General features: G+C 65.5%; 21 protein-coding genes. 12 read left to right on the forward strand and 9 right to left on the reverse strand.

What is annotated here, in order from left to right; translation table 11 throughout:
• Positions 1 to 62: 62 nt before the first annotated feature.
• Entirely contained in the window at positions 63 to 833 is a 771-nt protein-coding gene (locus ACE103_RS22985) for a gamma-glutamyl-gamma-aminobutyrate hydrolase family protein (RefSeq protein WP_375775005.1), read from the reverse strand.
• Between the two features lie 278 nt (positions 834 to 1,111).
• Between ACE103_RS22985 and ACE103_RS22990 the strand changes: the two genes are divergently transcribed.
• Entirely contained in the window at positions 1,112 to 2,257 is a 1,146-nt protein-coding gene (locus ACE103_RS22990) for an AI-2E family transporter (RefSeq protein WP_375775006.1), read from the forward strand.
• Between the two features lie 7 nt (positions 2,258 to 2,264).
• Here the strand turns inward: ACE103_RS22990 and ACE103_RS22995 are convergent, their stop codons facing one another.
• From ACE103_RS22995 to rplM, 5 genes are all read right to left on the reverse strand, one after another.
• Positions 2,265 to 2,561: an antibiotic biosynthesis monooxygenase gene (locus ACE103_RS22995; RefSeq protein WP_076857811.1), complete on the reverse strand. Its 297-nt coding sequence runs from the start codon at positions 2,559 to 2,561 to the stop codon at positions 2,265 to 2,267.
• A 110-nt stretch (positions 2,562 to 2,671) separates the two neighbouring features.
• Complete coding sequence (locus ACE103_RS23000; RefSeq protein WP_223967636.1) at positions 2,672 to 2,908, reverse strand: hypothetical protein; 237 nt, start codon at positions 2,906 to 2,908, stop codon at positions 2,672 to 2,674.
• A gap of 46 nt (positions 2,909 to 2,954) precedes the next feature.
• Positions 2,955 to 4,172 carry a GGDEF domain-containing protein gene (locus ACE103_RS23005; RefSeq protein ID WP_223967635.1) on the reverse strand — a complete coding sequence of 406 codons (1,218 nt, stop codon included), beginning with the start codon at positions 4,170 to 4,172 and terminating at the stop codon, positions 2,955 to 2,957.
• Positions 4,173 to 4,418: 246 nt separating this feature from the next.
• Positions 4,419 to 4,895 carry a 30S ribosomal protein S9 gene (rpsI, locus tag ACE103_RS23010; RefSeq protein ID WP_223967634.1) on the reverse strand — a complete coding sequence of 159 codons (477 nt, stop codon included), beginning with the start codon at positions 4,893 to 4,895 and terminating at the stop codon, positions 4,419 to 4,421.
• Positions 4,895 to 5,359 carry a 50S ribosomal protein L13 gene (gene rplM / locus ACE103_RS23015; protein WP_050405657.1) on the reverse strand — a complete coding sequence of 155 codons (465 nt, stop codon included), beginning with the start codon at positions 5,357 to 5,359 and terminating at the stop codon, positions 4,895 to 4,897. Before rplM ends, rpsI begins: the two co-directional genes overlap by 1 nt.
• On the opposite strand from rplM, the gene ACE103_RS23020 reads away from it, so the two are divergent.
• The gene (locus tag ACE103_RS23020) at positions 5,358 to 5,498 is read left to right on the forward strand and encodes a hypothetical protein (RefSeq protein WP_375775007.1); all 141 of its coding nucleotides are present in this window, start codon (positions 5,358 to 5,360) and stop codon (positions 5,496 to 5,498) included. The genes rplM and ACE103_RS23020 overlap by 2 nt on opposite strands.
• Positions 5,499 to 5,512: 14 nt before the next feature.
• Here ACE103_RS23020 and ACE103_RS23025 read toward each other — a convergent pair whose 3' ends face one another.
• Entirely contained in the window at positions 5,513 to 5,941 is a 429-nt protein-coding gene (locus ACE103_RS23025; RefSeq protein WP_097673498.1) for a PaaI family thioesterase, read from the reverse strand.
• Positions 5,942 to 6,012: 71 nt separating this feature from the next.
• Between ACE103_RS23025 and ACE103_RS23030 the strand changes: the two genes are divergently transcribed.
• The 8 genes from ACE103_RS23030 (at position 6,013) to nadC (ending at position 13,937) form a co-directional block, all read left to right on the forward strand.
• The gene (locus ACE103_RS23030) at positions 6,013 to 6,840 is read left to right on the forward strand and encodes an enoyl-CoA hydratase (protein WP_375775008.1); all 828 of its coding nucleotides are present in this window, start codon (positions 6,013 to 6,015) and stop codon (positions 6,838 to 6,840) included.
• Positions 6,841 to 6,951: 111 nt separating this feature from the next.
• Complete coding sequence (locus ACE103_RS23035) at positions 6,952 to 7,536, forward strand: CoA-binding protein (protein ID WP_375775009.1); 585 nt, start codon at positions 6,952 to 6,954, stop codon at positions 7,534 to 7,536.
• Positions 7,537 to 7,683: 147 nt separating this feature from the next.
• Positions 7,684 to 8,964: an O-acetylhomoserine aminocarboxypropyltransferase gene (locus tag ACE103_RS23040; RefSeq protein ID WP_375775010.1), complete on the forward strand. Its 1,281-nt coding sequence runs from the start codon at positions 7,684 to 7,686 to the stop codon at positions 8,962 to 8,964.
• Positions 8,965 to 9,122: 158 nt separating this feature from the next.
• Positions 9,123 to 9,527, forward strand: coding sequence for a hypothetical protein (locus ACE103_RS23045; protein WP_223967631.1), 405 nt, complete (start codon positions 9,123 to 9,125; stop codon positions 9,525 to 9,527).
• Positions 9,528 to 9,541: 14 nt separating this feature from the next.
• The gene (locus tag ACE103_RS23050; protein ID WP_223967630.1) at positions 9,542 to 10,501 is read left to right on the forward strand and encodes a hypothetical protein; all 960 of its coding nucleotides are present in this window, start codon (positions 9,542 to 9,544) and stop codon (positions 10,499 to 10,501) included.
• A 54-nt stretch (positions 10,502 to 10,555) separates the two neighbouring features.
• On the forward strand, positions 10,556 to 11,542 hold the full coding sequence (nadA, locus tag ACE103_RS23055; protein ID WP_375775011.1) for a quinolinate synthase NadA: 987 nt from the start codon (positions 10,556 to 10,558) through the stop codon (positions 11,540 to 11,542).
• Entirely contained in the window at positions 11,539 to 13,089 is a 1,551-nt protein-coding gene (locus ACE103_RS23060) for an L-aspartate oxidase (RefSeq protein WP_375775012.1), read from the forward strand. The genes nadA and ACE103_RS23060 overlap by 4 nt, the downstream gene beginning before the upstream one ends.
• Positions 13,086 to 13,937: a carboxylating nicotinate-nucleotide diphosphorylase gene (nadC, locus tag ACE103_RS23065; RefSeq protein WP_375775013.1), complete on the forward strand. Its 852-nt coding sequence runs from the start codon at positions 13,086 to 13,088 to the stop codon at positions 13,935 to 13,937. The genes ACE103_RS23060 and nadC overlap by 4 nt, the downstream gene beginning before the upstream one ends.
• A gap of 4 nt (positions 13,938 to 13,941) precedes the next feature.
• On the opposite strand, the gene ACE103_RS23070 is transcribed toward nadC, so the two are convergent.
• Positions 13,942 to 15,027, reverse strand: a complete 1,086-nt coding sequence (locus ACE103_RS23070) for a COX15/CtaA family protein (protein ID WP_375775014.1) — start codon at positions 15,025 to 15,027, stop codon at positions 13,942 to 13,944.
• Between the two features lie 188 nt (positions 15,028 to 15,215).
• Between ACE103_RS23070 and ACE103_RS23075 the strand changes: the two genes are divergently transcribed.
• Positions 15,216 to 15,425 carry a DUF2842 domain-containing protein gene (locus ACE103_RS23075; RefSeq protein ID WP_050422561.1) on the forward strand — a complete coding sequence of 70 codons (210 nt, stop codon included), beginning with the start codon at positions 15,216 to 15,218 and terminating at the stop codon, positions 15,423 to 15,425.
• On the opposite strand, the gene ACE103_RS23080 is transcribed toward ACE103_RS23075, so the two are convergent.
• Complete coding sequence (locus ACE103_RS23080; protein WP_375775015.1) at positions 15,422 to 16,450, reverse strand: polysaccharide deacetylase; 1,029 nt, start codon at positions 16,448 to 16,450, stop codon at positions 15,422 to 15,424. The two genes, ACE103_RS23075 and ACE103_RS23080, sit on opposite strands and share 4 nt — an antisense overlap.
• A 182-nt stretch (positions 16,451 to 16,632) precedes the next feature.
• On the opposite strand from ACE103_RS23080, the gene ACE103_RS23085 reads away from it, so the two are divergent.
• A complete protein-coding gene (locus ACE103_RS23085) occupies positions 16,633 to 17,826 on the forward strand; it encodes a GNAT family N-acetyltransferase (RefSeq protein ID WP_375775016.1) in 1,194 nt (397 codons plus the stop codon).
• The last annotated feature ends 8 nt before the right edge of the window (positions 17,827 to 17,834 follow it).

Below are 17,834 nucleotides of genomic sequence, written 5' to 3' on the forward strand. Positions count from 1 at the left end.
GCTCGCTTGAAACGTTTGCGGCTGACGATATTGCTACCCAAGCTGTGCGGTGAGCGGGCCAGCTACGCCGCCCGGCGCCGCTCGCGCAGGGCGTCGCCGAAGGCCTCGAACAGCGCGCGGTTGATCGGGTTGCGCTGCGGATCGTATTCGGCGTGCCATTGCACGCCGAGCGCAAAGCCGGGCGCATCGGCGATGCGGATCGCCTCGATGGTGCCGTCCTCGGCGATGCCCTCGATCACGACGCGCTCGCCGGGCTTAAGGATTCCCTGGCCGTGCAGCGAATTGACCCGAATGGACTCGCAGCCGAGGATCCTTGCGAAGGCGCCACCCGGCGTCAGCGCGACGTCGTGACGGTCGGCGAACACCACGGTCGGATCGGGATGGATCTCGCCATTCTCCAGCCGCGGCATCCGGTGGTTCATGCGGCCCGGGATCTCGCGAATCTCCGGATGCAGCGAGCCGCCGAAGGCGACGTTCATCTCCTGCAGGCCGCGGCAGATGCCGAAGATCGGCACGCCGCGCGCGACGCAGGCCTCCGACAGCGCCAGCGCGACGTCGTCGCGGTGGATGTCGTAGGGCTCGTGAGCCGCGCAAGGTTCGGTGTTGAAGCGGGTCGGATGAACGTTGGCGCGGGCCCCGGTCAGCACCACGCCGTCGACCACGTCGAGCAAGGCGGCGACCTCGGTGATTTCGGGGCTGCCAGCGAACATCAAGGGCACGGCGCCCGACACCTCGGCAACCGCGCGAAGGTTGCGCTCTCCGACCATCTGGACTGTGAAACGATTTTCGATGCGATGGGCGTTTCCGATCACGCCGACCACGGGCCGTCTCATTATTGAAGTCTCGCGCAATGATTCTTCTAAGTTTGCGACTTTGCGGAGACGATCATGCCTTCGAGTTCCCGCCGGATCAACTGTCTATATCTGCACAGGGGGGCTTGCGATCCTGCACAGATTCGCAGCCCTCGGGGGTCCCAATCCGGCTTGGCGCCCAACGGGCGCCCCCGGACCACGGCGTGTCAGCGGCAAACCGGCACGGTCCGCCCAGCTTGATCCCGGCGGGATTTTCGCCAAAGACTGCACTGAACACCGTCGCGAAGGGGGAATCACCCGTGACTGACCCGGCTGACAATCGCCTGCAGGCCCGCAATGACATGGCATGGGCGATCGCCGTCGGCGGCATCGGCATAGTGCTGTTCGCCGCCCTGCTGACGTTCGCCTGGCAGTTCGCCGCGACCCTGTTCCTGCTGTTCGCGGGCATGCTGCTCGGGGTCGCCCTCAATGCCATGGCCACCCTGCTCGGCCGGCTGACCGGGCTGCCTCACGCGTTGCGGCTTGCGATCGTCTGCCTGGCGATGGCTGGGCTATTGTCCGGCATCGTGTTCCTCGGCGGCACCACGATCGCACAGCAGGCCACGGTGCTGAGCAACACGATCAAATCGCAGCTCGGCAACGTCAAGGAGTTCCTCGAGCAGCGCGGCGTCGATACCAGCTATCTCGACTTCACCAACGCCGCCGGCGAGGCGAAAGGCGAAGGCTCCGCCGTGACGACGACGACATCGACGCCCACAACGTCGTCGCAGTCGCACGGCATCCCCGGCGCCGGCGCGCTGGCCTCCAGTGGCGGCGCCATCATCAGTCAGACGCTGAAGGTGCTGCTCGGCACTGTGGGCGTCGTCGGCAACTTCTTCATCGTGCTGTTCCTCGGCCTCGCCTTCGCGGCCCAGCCGAGCATTTACCGCGCCGGATTGCTGTTCATTGCACCGGCCAAATACCGCGCGCAGGCGACCGTCATCGTCGACCGCATCGGCGAGACGCTGGAACGCTGGCTGATCGCGCAGATCATCACCATGACCGCGGTGTTCCTCGTCACCTGGATCGGGCTCGCCATCATCGGCATTCCGAGCTCGTTCATCCTCGGCATCCAGGCCGGCCTGCTCGCCTTCATCCCGACGGTCGGCGCGATCCTGGGCGGGCTGATCGTGGTGCTGGCGAGCCTGGCGAGCGGGTGGATCGCGGCGCTGTCGGCCTTCATCCTGTTCCTCGGCGTGCACGCGCTGGAAAGCTACGTGCTGACGCCGATCATCCAGCGCCAGGCGCTCGATATCCCGCCGGCAACACTGTTCGCGTTCCAGATCCTGCTCGGCGTCGTGTTCGGCATCTGGGGGCTCGCGCTGGCGCTGCCGCTGATGGCGATTGCCAAGGTGATGATCGACCACTTCAAGGCGGAGGATCAAGCGCCGGCGCAGGCAGCGTAAATCCTCCTTAGGTGGTCAAGACGGTCTCGGTGTGCTCGACCTCGGGCGCGGCGGCAAAATAGGGACCGACCAGCGCGCGCCAGGCGGTGAAATCCTCGGAGCCGCGGAAATCGACGGTGTGGTTCTCCAGCGTCTCCCATTTGGCCACGAGGCGATAGCGCGACGGCTTCTCGATCGAACGGTGCAGTTCGAACCCCTTGCCGCCCTTGGCACGCAGGAACAGCGGGCGCGCCTTGGCCACCGCCGCCTCGAAATCCTTCTCGCTACCGGGCTTGACGTCGATCTGTGCGATTTCCGTGATCATCGAGCTCTGGCCTCCCTTGTTGGTTTCCCTTGAGGCCCGTCTCTAGCCCAGCCCGCCCAAAAGCAAAAGGCGCCCGCGTTGGGCGCCCGATCCGGCAATCACGCGGCGGTTCAGTTGAACAGCAGCACCGTGCCGACGACCATCAGCATCGCGCCGAGAAGCATCACGATCGGCCAGCGGCTCCTCGGTGGCTGGTATCGTCCCTGCGCGCGGCGTTCGGCGATCAGCGCGGTCTCGTATTCACCGGAGTCCGAGAACAGGCAAGCGAAGCCCCTGCGCGCCGAAGCCGCGTCGGCTTCGAGCGACATCAGGGCTGAATGGGGGTTGCGTGTTCGGATCGATTCCATGCCCGAAAGCATGGGATCGAATGGCTAACCAGTCGTTACCGCGCACTCACGCGCGGGCGGGCGTGGGCTTTTGCCGCGCCGATGCCGGCAGGCCCGCGGTCTTGCGCCGCCAATTCTCCAGCGACAGCGGCAATTCCTCCGCCGCCTCGACACGGTTGCGGCCGCTGCGCTTGGCCTGGTAGAGCGCCGTGTCGGCCGAGGCCAGCAGCACCTCGAGCTCGGTCCCGGCAGGTCCACCGGCCACGCCGATGCTGACCGTGGTATCGACCGAACCTTCCTCGCAGCTGATGTTGCTGTTCTCGAAGGCTTCGCGCACGCGCTCGGCGACCAGGACGCCCTCCTCCAGCGAGCACGGCAGCAGTGCCGCGAACTCCTCGCCGCCGATCCGGCCCGACAGATCGCTGATCCTGAGGCTGTTGACCACCACGGCGGAGAACAGTTTCAGGATCTCGTCGCCCGCGGGATGGCCGAACCGGTCGTTGATCGACTTGAAGTGATCAAGGTCGAAGATCATCACGGTGACCGGCCGGCCGGCCGTGGCCTCCCGCTCGATCACCCGCGCGCAGGCTTCGGTAAATCCGCGGCGGTTGAGCATGCCGCTCAAGGGATCGACCGACGCAGCGGTCTTGTGCACGGCCACCGCGCGGTCAGACACCATCATGAAGATCACGAACACCGTGCCGATCGCGTACAGCACGAGCTCGATCGAGAATAGCGTGACCCAGAAGCTGCTGATGAAGTTCTGGCCGTTCAGCCGCAGCAGGTCGCCGACCAGGATCGGCAGCATCAGGACGCAGCCATGTGCGACCGGGATCGCGATCGCAATCCAGCGACGTTGCATCGCGCGGCGGCGCTCGCTCCATAGTTCGGAGGCGGTCAGCGCGGCGTAGATCGCGACGATCCCGGCGCCGATGGTCAGGCGCATCGCCGGATCCTGCATGGTCGTCACGGTGCCGATCCAAGCGAGCGGACCGAGCACAAGGCCCAGCAGGTTGGCCTTGCGGCCGTGGAAGATACGCGCAGCATTCCAGACCATGCCGCAGGCGGCGAAGCCGATCGCATTGAGGCCCAGCAGGACCATCGGATCGAGCGTCGAGCTGCCGACCGTCCACAGCGCGACGGAGGCCGCACCGAGCAGATAGGCGGTGCCCCACCATTTCAGCGCGGGAATGTTCTCCTGCCTGCCGAACAACCAGAGCATGGCGCCGAGCATGCCCGCGACCATGGTGGCGAACAGATAAAGCGTCGATGGATCGAACGACATAGTGTCACCCCAGCCCGGTGATGCAACGTTCGCAGGCGCAAATAATACGGTGATGCAGCGCCAGTGCGAGCCCGCAAGCTAGAAGGCCCGAGTTCCAATTTCGTTTGCACGCACACGCAAGTTTTCATGAAAAACTGCGCTAATTCGCGTCGAAGCACGCGCTGTTGGGTGCAGCAAAAAGGGCGCCTCGCGGCGCCCTCTGCAACTCGATGCACACGGCAATTGCCGCGCATTTGAGAACTCGAATTAGCGCTTCGAGAACTGGAAGGACTTGCGGGCCTTGGCCTTGCCGTACTTCTTGCGCTCGACCGTGCGGCTATCGCGGGTCAGGAAGCCGCCCTTCTTGAGGACGCCGCGCAGCTCGGGCTCGAAGTTGGTCAGCGCCTTCGAGATACCGTGGCGGACAGCACCGGCCTGGCCGGACAGACCGCCACCGGCGACGGTGCAGATCACGTCGTACTGGCCGTTACGGGCGGCAGCGACCAGCGGCTGCTGGATCATCATGCGCAGCACCGGGCGGGCGAAGTAGACTTCGATGTCGCGGGTGTTGACCGAGATCTTGCCGGCGCCCGGCTTGATCCAGACGCGGGCGACCGCGTCCTTGCGCTTGCCGGTGGCGTAGGCGCGGTTGAACTTGTCGATCTTCTTGACGTACTTCGGCGCGTCGGGAGCCGCCGGCTTGACCTGCGAGAGCTGGTCGAGGGACTGCAAAGTATCGGACATTATGCGGCCCTCGTGTTCTTGCGATTCAGGGAAGCGATATCGACCTTCTCGGGGCTCTGGGCCTCATGCGGATGCTCGGCACCCGGATAGACGCGCAGATTGCCCATCTGCATGCGGCCGAGCGGACCGCGCGGGATCATGCGCTCGATCGCCTTCTCGACGACGCGCTCGGGGAAGCGACCCTCGAGGATCTGCTTCGCGGTGCGCTCCTTGATGCCACCGATGAAGCCGGTGTGCTTGTAGTAGACCTTCTGGTCGCGCTTGCGACCGGTCAGCACCACATGCGCGGCGTTGACGATGATGACGTTGTCGCCGCAATCGACATGCGGGGTGTAGGTGGGCAGGTGTTTGCCGCGCAGGCGCATCGCGACGAGCGTGGCGAGACGACCGACGACCAGACCCTTGGCGTCGATCACAACCCACTTCTTCGTCACTTCGGCGGGCTTGGCCGAGAACGTGCTCATGTGTGAAATCCGTGAAAAGGAAATCGGCGCCGAATGCGCCGAACTGCGTGGGTTTCTAGAGAAGCCGCGGGCGCGCGTCAACGCCGATACGCGCAATTTATATCAGCAAAAACAACCGCTTGTAAATATGGTGCAATAATACCGCAGAAAAGACTATTGATTTGGAATGGAATAGGTCGCCGTGACATGGGCGATCGGATCGGGTGAAGTGCCGGACAGCAGGTTCACCTCGCCGACCGCAAGCCGTTTGCCGAGCTTCAGCAGCTTGGCCACCGCGAGCACGTCCTGCCCCGGCTGGCCCTTCCGCAGGAAGTTGATGTTGAGGTTGGTGGTGACAGCAAGGCCGATCGGCCCGATCGCCGACAGCAGCACCACATACATCGCGAAATCCGCCAGCCCCATCAGGGTCGGTCCGGACACCGTGCCGCCCGGCCGCAGCATGCGCTCGCTGAAGCGCTGGCGCAGCAGGGCAGTCTCGCCGTCGGCGCTCTCGATCCGGATGTCGTCGTGGGTGAACGCCTGCGGAAATTCCTTGCGCAGGAACTCCTCCAGATCAGCTACGCTCATTTTCGCAATCGCCATGCGGTCCCTGCCCTCGCTTCAGCCTGCCTGTTACATTAAGTTGTCATAGAGACCAAAGTGGAATTTTTGCCATGTCCGCCCAAGCCGCCCGCGCCGAAGCGCCGCAACACCAGCCGATCCTGCTGCGCAAGACCGTGGGCAGTATCGCGCTACTGACGCTCAACCGCGTCGCGGCGCGCAACAGCCTTTCCGAGGGCCTGATCGGCGAGTTGCACGCTGCGCTGAACGATATCGGCGCTGACAAGAGCATCCGTGCGGTCGTGCTCGCCGCCAACGGCCCGGCCTTCTGCGCGGGCCACGACCTCAAGGAGCTCACCGCGCGCCGCACCGACGCCGACCGCGGCCGCGCCTATTTCGCGGAGATCATGAATGCCTGCAGCGCGATGATGCAGGCGATCGTGCACCTGCCAAAGCCGGTGGTGGCGTCCGTCCAGGGCATCGCGACCGCGGCGGGCTGCCAGCTCGTCGCGAGTTGCGACCTCGCGGTCGCCTCCGAGGCCGCGGCGTTTGCCACGCCAGGCGTCGACATCGGGCTGTTCTGCTCGACGCCGATGGTGGCGCTGTCGCGCAACGTGCCGCGCAAGCAGGCGATGGAGATGTTGCTGACCGGTGAACCGGTCTCCGCGGCAACGGCGCAGAGCATTGGCCTCGTCAACCGCGTGGTGCCGGCAGGTACCGAACGCGACGCCGCGATCGCGCTGGCCGAGAAGGTCGCGCTGAAATCGGCCTACACCGTCAAGCTTGGCAAGGAGGCGTTCTATCGCCAGGCCGAGATGAGCCTCACTGAGGCCTATCGCTTCGCCGCCGAGGTGATGACCGAAAACATGATGGCGCGCGACGCCGAGGAAGGCATCGGCGCCTTCATCGAAAAGCGCGACCCGAAGTGGCAGGATAAGTAACGGCGCAATTTTTGCGTCGTCATTCCGGGGCGATGCGCAGCATCGAACCCGGAATCTCGAGATTCCGGGTTCTCGCTTCGCGAGCCCCGGAATGACAAACCCGGAAGACAGATGAACCACGACGCCTACGACGACAACTACATCCGCGGCATCCTGAACAACGTGAAATCGATCGCGATGGTCGGTGCCTCGCCGGTCAATGTGCGGCCGAGCTATTTCGCGTTCAAGTATCTGGCGCAGCGCGGCTACGACATGATCCCGGTCAACCCCGGCCATGTCGGCAAGGCGCTGATGGGCAAGCCGTTCGTCGCATCGCTCGCGGATATCGATCGCCCGATCGACATGATCGACATCTTCCGCAATTCGAGCCACATCATGCCCGTCGTCGAGGAGGCGCTGAAATTGTCGCCGCTGCCGAAGGTGATCTGGATGCAGCTCGGCGCACGCGACGATGCCGCCGCCGAGAAGGCGGAGGCCGCAGGCCTCAAGGTTGTGATGAACCGCTGCCCGAAGATCGAGTACGGCCGGCTGTCGTCGGAGATCTCCTGGATGGGCGTCAACTCGCGCACGCTGAGTTCCAAGCGCGCGCCGATCCCGACTCAGGGCATGCGGCTGTCGCTCAACCGCACGAGTTTTGGCGGCGGCCAGACTGCGGCATCCGACCGCGCGGCAAAAAACAAGACCGAGACGACCTGACATCGCAGCGGAATAATCGCTCCGATCATCCGGTATAGCCCGGGATGCCCCTCCCAAAACCGGCGGCGTGCCCAACTCGCTTGACGGCGGACGCCGCCGCCATCAGCATGCCGCGCGTTTCGACCAGGCCACAACAGGACACAAAGAATGACCGATCGCCTTCCGGGATTTTCCACCCTCGCCGTGCACGCCGGCGCGCAGCCTGATCCCACCACCGGCGCGCGGGCGACGCCGATCTACCAGACCACGTCATTCGTCTTCAACGACGCCGACCATGCGGCGTCGCTGTTCGGCCTGCAGGCCTTCGGCAACATCTATACCCGCATCGGCAACCCGACCAACGCGGTGCTCGAGGAACGCGTCGCAGCGCTCGAGGGCGGCACGGCAGCGCTCGCGGTTGCCTCCGGCCACGCCGCGCAGCTCGTGGTGTTGCAACAACTGCTCCGGCCCGGCGACGAAATCATCGCCGCGCGAAAACTCTATGGCGGCTCGATCAACCAGTTCACCCACGCCTTCAAGGCGTTCGGCTGGAACGTCGCCTGGGCCGATCCCGACGACGTCGCAAGCTTCGAACAGGCGGTGACGCCGCATACCAAGGCGATCTTCATCGAGTCGATCGCCAACCCCGCCGGCAGCATCACCGATATCGAGGCGATCGCGGCCGTCGCGCGCAAGGCCGGCGTGCCGCTGATCGTCGACAACACGCTGGCCTCGCCGTATCTGATCAAGCCGATCGACCATGGCGCCGACATCGTCGTGCACTCCCTGACCAAGTTTCTCGGCGGTCACGGCAACTCGCTTGGCGGCATCATCGTCGACGCCGGCACCTTCGACTGGTCGAAGGACAACAAATATCCGATGCTGAGCGAGCCGCGCCCGGAATATCACGGCATCCGGATCCAGGAGACCTTTGGCAATTTCGCCTTCGCAATCGCCTGCCGCGTGCTCGGCCTGCGCGACCTCGGCCCCGCGCTGTCGCCGTTCAACGCCTTCATGATCCTGACTGGCATCGAGACGCTGCCGCTGCGCATGCAGAAGCACTGCGACAATGCCAAGGCGGTGGCGGAATTCCTCTCCACCCACCCGGCCGTGTCGGCGGTGAACTACGCCGGCCTGCCCGGCGACAGGTACAACGCCCTGCAGCGCAAATACGCGCCGAAGGGCGCCGGCGCGGTGTTCACCTTCAGCCTCAAGGGCGGCTACGACGCAGGCGTCAATCTGGTGTCGAACCTGAGGCTGTTCTCTCACCTCGCCAATGTCGGCGACACCCGCTCGCTGGTGATCCACCCGGCCTCGACCACCCACAGCCAGCTCGACGACGCCGCCAAGGTGAAATCGGGCGCCGCGCCCGAGGTGGTGCGGCTGTCGATCGGGATCGAGGACAAGGAAGACCTGATCGCGGACCTCGACCAGGCCCTGCGCGCCTGATCCCGACGTTGGTTCCGGGAGCGGTGCACCCGCATCGCTCCGGCAACCTTGCCCGAACCGACCGTCTCGTTAACGCTTAATACCGACGGGTCTCTCGTTAACGCTCAATCCGGCATAAAGTGGCAGTGATAGGCTCCGGATGATTCGGGAGACCATTGATGCTGCGCTGGATATTGCCGCTCGCGATCGCGCTGTTTGCGATTTCGCCTGCTGACGCCGCCGACGGCCCTGTCGTCACCAAACGCGCCACCGTCAAGGCCGCGCGCCAGCTGCCGGCGGGCCTGCCGCGCCGACAATACGCCTACCGCACCACCATCACGTCACCGACCTATGTGCGGCGCGGACGCCAGCTCGTGGTCGTCGAGCCCAAGGTGATCCCGCTCAACTCAGAGCCGTACATCCCGTACATGCAGGGTGAACCGCTGCTGCCTGGATCGTCGTCATTGCCCGGCTATTACGGCAACTGGCACTCCTACAATTATTACGGCCCCTATTACGGCGGCGCCTATGTGACCTACTGGGACCGCCTGCCCTACGCCTGCGGCGTCTACGGCTACTGCTAGCCCGGGACACGCGCGTGGCCAGATCGCCGCAGAAGAAAACCAGCGCACCGGCTTCGGGCAACGCTGTGACCGCCGACCTCGTCGCGGTGCTGGTCGCCGTCACCGACGGCACGCCGAGGATCATGACCATCGCCGGCGGCTCCGCGCTGCCGAGCGGCCCGTTCGAGTTCACCCATCGCTCGCTGCAGACCGCGCTGCGCGCCTGGGTCGAGGCGCAGACTGGCCATCCGCTCGGCTATGTCGAGCAGCTCTACACCTTTGCCGACCGCGGCCGGTCCGGCGACGCCAGGACGCCGCACAGCGTCTCGATCAGCTATCTCGGCCTGACCCGCGAGGACCAGGTCGGCGAAGGTTTTGAGGCACATTGGTCCGGCTGGTACGACTATTTCCCCTGGGAGGATCATCGCGCCGGCACGCCGGTCTGCCTTGCGAAGATGATCGCGCCGAAGCTGAAGACATGGGCGAAGGCAGCACCATCACCAACACTGCAGCGCGAGCGCTGGCAGCGCTGCGCGATCACCTTCGGCCTCGACGATCGCGACTGGAACGAAGAACTCGTGCTGCAGCGCTACGAGCTGCTCTACGAGGCGTTGCTGATCCCGGAAGCCGGGCGCGCGCATGACCGCGAGGCGCCGATCGTGCCGGGCAAGCCGATGTCGGCGGATCATCGCCGCATCCTCGCGACCGGAATCGCGCGGCTGCGCGCCAAGATCAAATACCGTCCGGTGGTATTCGAATTGATGCCGGCCGAGTTCACCCTGCTGCAACTGCAACGCAGTGTTGAGGCACTCGCAGGCCGGCTGGTCCACAAGCAGAACTTCCGCCGGCTCATCGAGCAGCAGGAACTCGTTGAAGAGACTGGCGCAATGGCCGCCGATACCGTCGGACGGCCGGCCAAGCTGTTCCGCTTCCGCCACGCCGTCTTGGCCGAACGGGCCGTCGCCGGCACCAAGCTCCCGCTTTCGCGCACTTGACATGCCTTATGCTCAGGATAAGTATAAACCATCTTATGCTCAAGGAGAGTATAAATGGTTGCACTCGATACCGATCTGCTCACCCGCACCGCGCCGCTCTATGAGCGCGTCAAGCGCGTCATCCCGCCATTCGAATGGGCCACGTTCGCCGAGGACGTCGACGCGATCCTCGAACTGAAACGCCGCCGCAATGCGGTGGTGCTGGCACACAACTACCAGACGCCGGAGATCTTCCACGGCGTCGCCGATATCGTCGGCGACAGTCTCTTGCTCGCGCGTGAAGCAACCAAGGTCGACGCCGATGTCATCGTGCTCGCGGGCGTGCACTTCATGGCCGAGACGGCGAAGCTCTTGAACCCGGCCAAGACCGTGCTGATCCCGGACCTCAAGGCCGGCTGCTCGCTGGCGGACTCCATCACGCCAGCCGACGTGCGGCTGATGCGCGCGCGCTACCCGGACGCGCCCGTGGTTGCCTATGTCAACACGTCGACCGCGGTGAAGGCGGAGTCCGACATCTGCTGCACGTCAGGCAATGCGCTCAGGATCGTGGAATCGCTCGACGCCGAGCGCGTCATCATGCTGCCGGATGAATATCTGGCGCAGAACATCGCCAAGCAGACCAGCAAGAAGATCATCGCCTGGAAGGGCCATTGCGAGGTGCATGAGCTGTTCACCGCCGACGACGTGCGTCAGCTGCGTGAGAATTATCCCGATGTCACCGTTCTGGCGCATCCGGAATGCCCGCCCGAGGTGGTCGCCGAAGCGGACTTTTCCGGCTCGACGGCTGCGATGCAGTCGTTCGTCGAGACCAAGCGTCCGCCGCGTGTGGTGCTGCTGACGGAATGCTCGATGAGCGACAACATCGCGGCCCGCAATCCCGATGTCGACTTCGTCCGGCCCTGCAATCTCTGTCCGCACATGAAGCGGATCACGCTGAAGAACATCCGCCACGCGCTGGAGACCAATCAGCACGAGGTCATGATCGATCCCGCGATCGCCGATCGCGCGCGCAGGAGTGTCGAAAGGATGCTGGCGATATGAGTACCGATATCTCCGATCTCAACGGCCGCCCGGTGATCATCGGCGGCGGCGCCGCGGGGCTGATGACCGCGCTGCAGCTCGCGCCCGAGCCGGTCGTGCTGCTGTCGAAATCGCCGCTCGGCGCGGAAGCCTCCAGCATGTGGGCTCAAGGTGGTCTCGCCGCGCCGGTCGGCGCGGATGACACCCCTGCCCTCCATCTCGCCGATACTCTTGCTGCGGGTGCCGGCCTCTGTGATGCGGCCGCAGCATCCCGGATCGTCCACGCCGCGCCTGCCGCCGTGGAGCATCTGGCCGAGCTCGGCGTCGCCTTCGACCGCCGCGCCGACGGCAGCTGGCGTCTCGGGCTCGAGGCCGCGCACGGCCGCAACCGCATCGTGCACGCCACCGGCGACGGCACCGGCCGCGAGATCATGCGCGCGCTGATCGCGGCGGTCCGCCAGACGCCATCGATCACCTTACTGGAAGGCGTCGAGGCGCGCCGGCTGCTCGTCGAGGACAATGCCATCAGGGGCGTGCTCGCAGCCAGCGACCGCGGTACGCTAACGATAGCCACCAACCGCGTCGTGATCGCGACCGGCGGCATCGGCGGGCTGTTTTCAGACAGCACGAATCCCGGCGGATGTTTCGGCCAGGGGCTCGCACTCGCGGCCCATGCCGGCGCAAAGCTGTCGGATCTCGAATTCGTCCAGTTTCATCCGACCGCCTTCGACGGGCCGTCACGGCCGATGCCGCTGTTGACCGAGGCGATCCGCGGCGACGGCGCGACCCTGATCGACGAGACCGGGCAGCGCTTCATGGCCGATCAGCCCGGCGCCGAGCTTGCGCCACGCGACATCGTCGCGCGCGCCGTCTGGCGCCACCGCGCCGCGGGGCACCGCACCTTCCTCGATGCGCGCCAGCATCCAGGCGCCGACTTCGCGCAGCGCTATCCCGTGATCAGCGCGTTCTGCAAGATGGCGGGCATCGCTCCCGCCACAGATCCGATCCCGATCCGGCCGGCGGTCCACTACCACATGGGCGGCATCGCGGTTGACGGCCATGGCCGCAGCACGGTGCAGGGCCTATGGGCCTGCGGCGAGGCCGCGCGCACCGGGCTGCACGGTGCAAACCGGCTCGCCAGCAACTCGCTGATGGAAGCGATCGTCTGCGCGCGTTGGGTCGCCGAGAGCATCGAAGGCGTCAGCGCAGGTCCACGCGCGATGTTGAGCGAACACACGATGCCGCCCGCCTCCGATCCTTTTGCCGTACGTCCGATCCTCACCCAGGGGCTCGGCGTGCTGCGCGATCACGACGGTATCGCGCGCGCGATCCGGAGCCTCTATCCGCTCGCACGCAGTCCCAGTGCGGCATCCGACGCAGCTTTGGTCGGATTGATGATCGCGATTGCCGCCATCAGACGCGAGGAAAGCCGCGGCGGTCATTTCCGCACCGATTTCCCCCACACCGCTTTGTCGGCAGCGCCGTCTTCCCTCACCCGTGCGGAAGCGCTCGCCGCCGCGCACGACATCGTTGAATCCAAGCTATCAGCCAGGAGTGCCCGCTCATGACCCTCAATCCCCTGTTGCCGTTGCTGTATGAGCCGATCGTGCAAACCGCCATGCGCGAGGATCTCGGCCGCGCCGGCGATATCACGGCAGACGCCATCGTACCGGCCAGCCAGCAGGCCCGCCTGGTGATGCGGGCGCGACAGCCCGGCGTGATCGCCGGGCTCGACATCGCGCGCACCGTCTTCCAGACGGTGTCGCCGGCGGTCGAGTTGCGCGCCGAGCGGCCCGACGGCAGCGCTGTCGAACCCGACGATGTCATCGCGATCATCGACGGGCCGGCCCGCAGCCTGCTCACCGCGGAGCGCACCGCGCTCAACTTCCTCTGCCATCTGAGCGGCGTCGCGACCGCAACCGCCACGCTCGTCAAAGCTGTCGCAGGTACGCGCGCGCAGATCGTCTGCACCCGCAAGACCACGCCGGGGCTGCGTGCGCTGGAGAAGTACGCGGTGCGCGCCGGCGGCGGCGGCAATCACCGCTTCGGTCTCGACGATGCCGTGCTGATCAAGGACAACCATGTCGCGCTCGCCGGCGGTGTCCGTCCTGCGATCGAGCGCGCCAAGGCCAATACCGGTCATCTCGTGAAGATCGAGGTCGAGGTCGACACGCTGGCGCAGCTTGAAGAGGTGCTGGCACTCGGTGTCGACGCGGTGCTGCTCGACAACATGACGACAGAGCAGCTCGGCCAGGCGGTAGCAATGGCGCGCGGCAAGGCGCTCACCGAAGCCTCCGGCCGTATCACCGCTTCGACCGCCGCGGCGATTGCCGCCACCGGCGTCGATTTGATCTCGGCCGGCTGGATAACCCACAGCTCGGCCACGCTCGATATCGGGCTCGACTATCTGTCCTGATGGATCAAAGCGACTGGCCGACCGGAACCAGATTCGGCTGGTCCCGTTCGGTCCGCCGCGCCGCGAAGCGCTCGGCCTGCAGCACCGCGAGCGTCAGCACCACGATCGCGACCGCCTGGTGCGTCAGCGCCAGATCGATCGGCACCTGATGCAGCAGCGTCAGGATGCCGAGCGTCGCCTGCAGCGTGATCGCGGCCACCAGCCACCAGGCGCCCGCGATCACCGCACCTCCGGCGCGGGCGCGCACGGCATCGATCGCATGCGCGATCGCTAGCGCGAACAGCAAATAGGCGGTCATGCGGTGCTCGAACTGCACCGTCAGCGTGTTGTCGAACAAATTGCGCCACCACGGCGTCTCGAACCAGAGACGATCGGCCGATGGAATGAAGCCACCGTCAATATCGGGCCAGGTGTTGTAGACCCTGCCCGCGCGCAGGCCCGCAACCAGCGCGCCGAAATAGAGCTGCACGAAGGTGAGCACGAGCAGCACCGCGCTCGTGACCTTCAGCCTGACCGGCGCAATGACCGACGGACGGTCCGTCAAGCGCCGCAGCGTCCAGACGATCGCCGCGAAGATCAGGAGCGCCAGCACCAGATGCGTCGCCAACCGATATTGCGACACCTCGACGCGCTCCGAGAGGCCTGACGCCACCATCCACCAGCCGACGCCACCCTGCAGCGCGCCGAGACCGAAGATCACCCACAGCCGCCGGCCGAGTTCGCCGCTCACCGCGCCACGCCACAGGAAATACAGGAACGGCAGCAGGTAGGCGGCGCCGATTACCCGGCCGAGCAGCCGGTGGCTCCACTCCCACCAGAAGATCGTCTTGAACTGATCGAGCGTCATCCCGGCGTTGAGCTCGCGATATTGCGGGATGGTCTTGTAGCCCTCGAAGGCCTTCGTCCACTGCGCCTCGGTCAGCGGCGGCAGCGCGCCGGTCACCGGCTTCCATTCGACGATCGACAGGCCGGACTCGGTGAGCCGCGTGGCGCCGCCGACCAGGACCATCAGCGCGATCAGGGCGGCGACCGCGATCAGCCAGACCCTGACGGCGCGGAGCTGCGATGGTTGTGCGGAAATACCGGCCATTTCGCCCTGACTTGATTGGATTTTCGGGCCCCTTATAGTCCGCCGCGCCGGTCGCGCAAGCGCCGCCCGGAGCCGCGTTCCGATCGATCGGGAACGAGCTCCAGAACCTTGTTTTGACGCGTTTTCTAGCGCGAACCGGTACCCACTTCGCGCGAAAACACTCTGGATCACGAGTTTACATCTCCGCCATGGCCATACGCACCCGCAAACTGCTCGGAACCATCTTCCTGCTGATCCTGGTCGTGGTGTGGTCGCTGCTTGGCATGACGATCGCCCAGACCCCGTGGCTCGCCAATTCAGGACTGCTCCAGGCGATTTTCTATGTCGTCGCGGGACTTGGCTGGGTGCTGCCGGCGATGCCGATCGTCTCCTGGATGTCCCGGCCCGACCGCGCCTAGATCGCGCCCTCGTCGCGCCCGTGCCGGGTCGGCCGCACCGGTGCGAACATCACGCCCGAGAGCAGCACGCGCATCATCCGTAATGAGCGCACGCGGCCGTCCCATGCGATGCGCGGCAGCGCGTAGAGATTGGTGCGCCCCTGCGCCTCGACCACACCAGAGATGGTCGACACCGCACTGGCAAAGCCGGCCTCCTCGGCCATCACGACATGCGGACGGCGGAGCGCGTCGCGGTCCCCAAACGGGAATGCGAAATGCTTGATCGGCCGCCGAAGCGCGCTCTCGGCAACCGCCTTTCCCATCGCCATCTCGCGCTGCGCATCGCTATCCCTGAGATTGGACAGGACGGAATAGTTCACGGTCGCGCTGCCGAACGTCACGTTCGGATCATCCGCAAGCCTCGCCAGATCCTTCCAGTCGAGCGACGTGCTGCGTGACAATTGCGCCGCATCGGCCGAATAGCGCCGGCCGAGATCGTTTACCGCATAGGACAGATCACGCGGCGACAGCTTGCGCAGCCAGCCGGACAGGAAATCGAACAGCTCGTATTTGTCCGACAGGCTCGAGACCACGAAGTGCCGCTCCCTGCCGTCGATAACAAGGCTGATGCGGCTCTCGCGCGCGATGATGTCCTCGAGCACCAGCCACCACGCCGTGCCCACGCCATCCGGGAAGGCTGTCGGCAAATAGAGCGTGAACGGCACGCCGTGCCTTGCGAGCACGGGATAGCCATGCGTGACGACGTCTTTGCTGGCGCCGTCGAAGGTCAGGCAGACAAAGCGCCGGCGCTCCGGCATGGTCACCGCGCGGCGGCAAGCCTCGTCGATCCCGACGATGTCGTACTTCCAGCGCTTCAGCGCACGAATGGTGCGATCGAGGAAGGCAGGCGTGATCTCCTGGGATTTCAGCGGCTGGAACCGGGGCCGGTGCGCGGGACGGACGCGCGCGAAGCGCAGGATAGCCCCGGCGCCCCCGGCCTCGCGCTCCCGCAGACGGAAGGCGCCGCTGAAATAGGCGAGCTCCATCCGGGCCCGCCGCAAAATCCTGTTGTCCGGCGCCAAAATCCCCGCCTCTGCCCGGCGGTTCCCACACACGCCGCCAAGCCCCCTGCCGAGCCATTCTTATTACTCTTTGTTGACATTTCCCTGCGAAGGTCGGCCCCAGCCGAGACCTGTAAATTAATACCTTAAAAAATTTGGGTTCCGAGATGATCATGGCGGCGGCAGTTGAAGGCCAGACGGCGGGGACGCAACCGTGGCCGAACGCAATCCGCGTCGCCGGCGTCGACATCTTTCATGACCTCACCGCGGCCGAGGCGACCTGGCGCAGTCTCGAGACACCGCAACACAGCTACACGCCCTATCAGCGCTTCGATTTTCTCGCCAACTGGCAACGCCAGGTCGGCGAGCGCGAGGGACTGCGGCCCTTCATCGTCGTGGCCCATGACAGCGAACGCCGTCCGCTGCTGCTGCTGCCGCTTGCCATCGAGTCTCGCTTGGGCGCGAACTGCGCGAGCTTCATGGGCGGCAAGCATGCGACCTTCAACATGGCGCTGTACGACAAGGACTTCGCCGCCAACGCAACCGAAGCCGACATCACGGCTCTGATGAGCTCGATTGCCGAGCGGTCCCGCGTCGACGCGCTCGTGTTGTGCCAGCAGCCGCTGCGCTGGCAGGACCAGCCCAATCCACTGGCGTTGCTGCCGCACCAGGCTTCGGTGAACGACTGTCCGCTGCTTGTGATCGAGCCCGGCGCCGCGCCCGCAGCGCTGATCAGCAATTCGTTCCGCCGTCGCCTCAAGGGGAAGGAGCGCAAGCTGCAGCCGCTGCCCGGCTACCGCTATCACGTCGCGGCCGACAGCGCCGACGTCTACCGCCTGCTCGACTGGTTCTTCCGCGTCAAGCCGCAGCGCATGGCCGAGCAGAAGCTGCCGGACGTGTTCGCCGAGCCCGGCGTCGAGCAGTTCATCCGCAGCGCCTGCCTTGCGCCGCGCGCCGACGGCAAGGGCTACGCGATCGACATCCACGCGCTGGAGTGTGACGAGGAAGTGATTGCGATCTACGCCGGTGTCTCCGACGGTCATCGGTTCTCGATGATGTTCAACACCTACACGATGTCGGCCAACTCCAAGTTCAGCCCCGGCCTGATCCTGATGCGCGACATCATCGATCGCCATGCCGGCATGAACTACCGCGCCTTCGACCTCGGCATCGGCTCGGACGAGTACAAGCGGCTGTTCTGCAAGGACGACGAAGCGATCGTCGACAGCTTCGTTCCGCTCAGCCTGCGCGGCAAGCCGGCGGCAAGCGCGCTGGCGGCCATCAGCCGCGCCAAGCGCGCCGTGAAGCAAAATCCGGCGCTGTTCGAAATCGCGCAGAACCTGCGCAGCATGTTCCGCTGAGGACGCCC

Source organism: Bradyrhizobium sp. ma5 (assembly GCF_042258955.1).
Lineage (GTDB): Bacteria > Pseudomonadota > Alphaproteobacteria > Rhizobiales > Xanthobacteraceae > Bradyrhizobium.

What these genes read in the sequence shown, in the direction of transcription:
- ACE103_RS22985 (WP_375775005.1), bottom strand. Translation starts at nt 833, where the DNA reads ATGAGACGGCCCGTGGTCGGCGTGATCGGAAACGCCCATCGCATCGAA.
- ACE103_RS22995 (WP_076857811.1), bottom strand. Translation starts at nt 2,561, where the DNA reads ATGATCACGGAAATCGCACAGATCGACGTCAAGCCCGGTAGCGAGAAG.
- ACE103_RS23000 (WP_223967636.1), bottom strand. Translation starts at nt 2,908, where the DNA reads ATGGAATCGATCCGAACACGCAACCCCCATTCAGCCCTGATGTCGCTC.
- ACE103_RS23005 (WP_223967635.1), bottom strand. Translation starts at nt 4,172, where the DNA reads ATGTCGTTCGATCCATCGACGCTTTATCTGTTCGCCACCATGGTCGCG.
- rpsI (WP_223967634.1), bottom strand. Translation starts at nt 4,895, where the DNA reads ATGTCCGATACTTTGCAGTCCCTCGACCAGCTCTCGCAGGTCAAGCCG.
- ACE103_RS23020 (WP_375775007.1), top strand. Translation starts at nt 5,358, where the DNA reads ATGTGTGAAATCCGTGAAAAGGAAATCGGCGCCGAATGCGCCGAACTG.
- rplM (WP_050405657.1), bottom strand. Translation starts at nt 5,359, where the DNA reads ATGAGCACGTTCTCGGCCAAGCCCGCCGAAGTGACGAAGAAGTGGGTT.
- ACE103_RS23025 (WP_097673498.1), bottom strand. Translation starts at nt 5,941, where the DNA reads ATGGCGATTGCGAAAATGAGCGTAGCTGATCTGGAGGAGTTCCTGCGC.
- ACE103_RS23030 (WP_375775008.1), top strand. Translation starts at nt 6,013, where the DNA reads ATGTCCGCCCAAGCCGCCCGCGCCGAAGCGCCGCAACACCAGCCGATC.
- ACE103_RS23035 (WP_375775009.1), top strand. Translation starts at nt 6,952, where the DNA reads ATGAACCACGACGCCTACGACGACAACTACATCCGCGGCATCCTGAAC.
- ACE103_RS23040 (WP_375775010.1), top strand. Translation starts at nt 7,684, where the DNA reads ATGACCGATCGCCTTCCGGGATTTTCCACCCTCGCCGTGCACGCCGGC.
- ACE103_RS23045 (WP_223967631.1), top strand. Translation starts at nt 9,123, where the DNA reads ATGCTGCGCTGGATATTGCCGCTCGCGATCGCGCTGTTTGCGATTTCG.
- nadA (WP_375775011.1), top strand. Translation starts at nt 10,556, where the DNA reads ATGGTTGCACTCGATACCGATCTGCTCACCCGCACCGCGCCGCTCTAT.
- ACE103_RS23060 (WP_375775012.1), top strand. Translation starts at nt 11,539, where the DNA reads ATGAGTACCGATATCTCCGATCTCAACGGCCGCCCGGTGATCATCGGC.
- nadC (WP_375775013.1), top strand. Translation starts at nt 13,086, where the DNA reads ATGACCCTCAATCCCCTGTTGCCGTTGCTGTATGAGCCGATCGTGCAA.
- ACE103_RS23070 (WP_375775014.1), bottom strand. Translation starts at nt 15,027, where the DNA reads ATGGCCGGTATTTCCGCACAACCATCGCAGCTCCGCGCCGTCAGGGTC.
- ACE103_RS23075 (WP_050422561.1), top strand. Translation starts at nt 15,216, where the DNA reads ATGGCCATACGCACCCGCAAACTGCTCGGAACCATCTTCCTGCTGATC.
- ACE103_RS23080 (WP_375775015.1), bottom strand. Translation starts at nt 16,450, where the DNA reads ATGGAGCTCGCCTATTTCAGCGGCGCCTTCCGTCTGCGGGAGCGCGAG.
- ACE103_RS23085 (WP_375775016.1), top strand. Translation starts at nt 16,633, where the DNA reads ATGATCATGGCGGCGGCAGTTGAAGGCCAGACGGCGGGGACGCAACCG.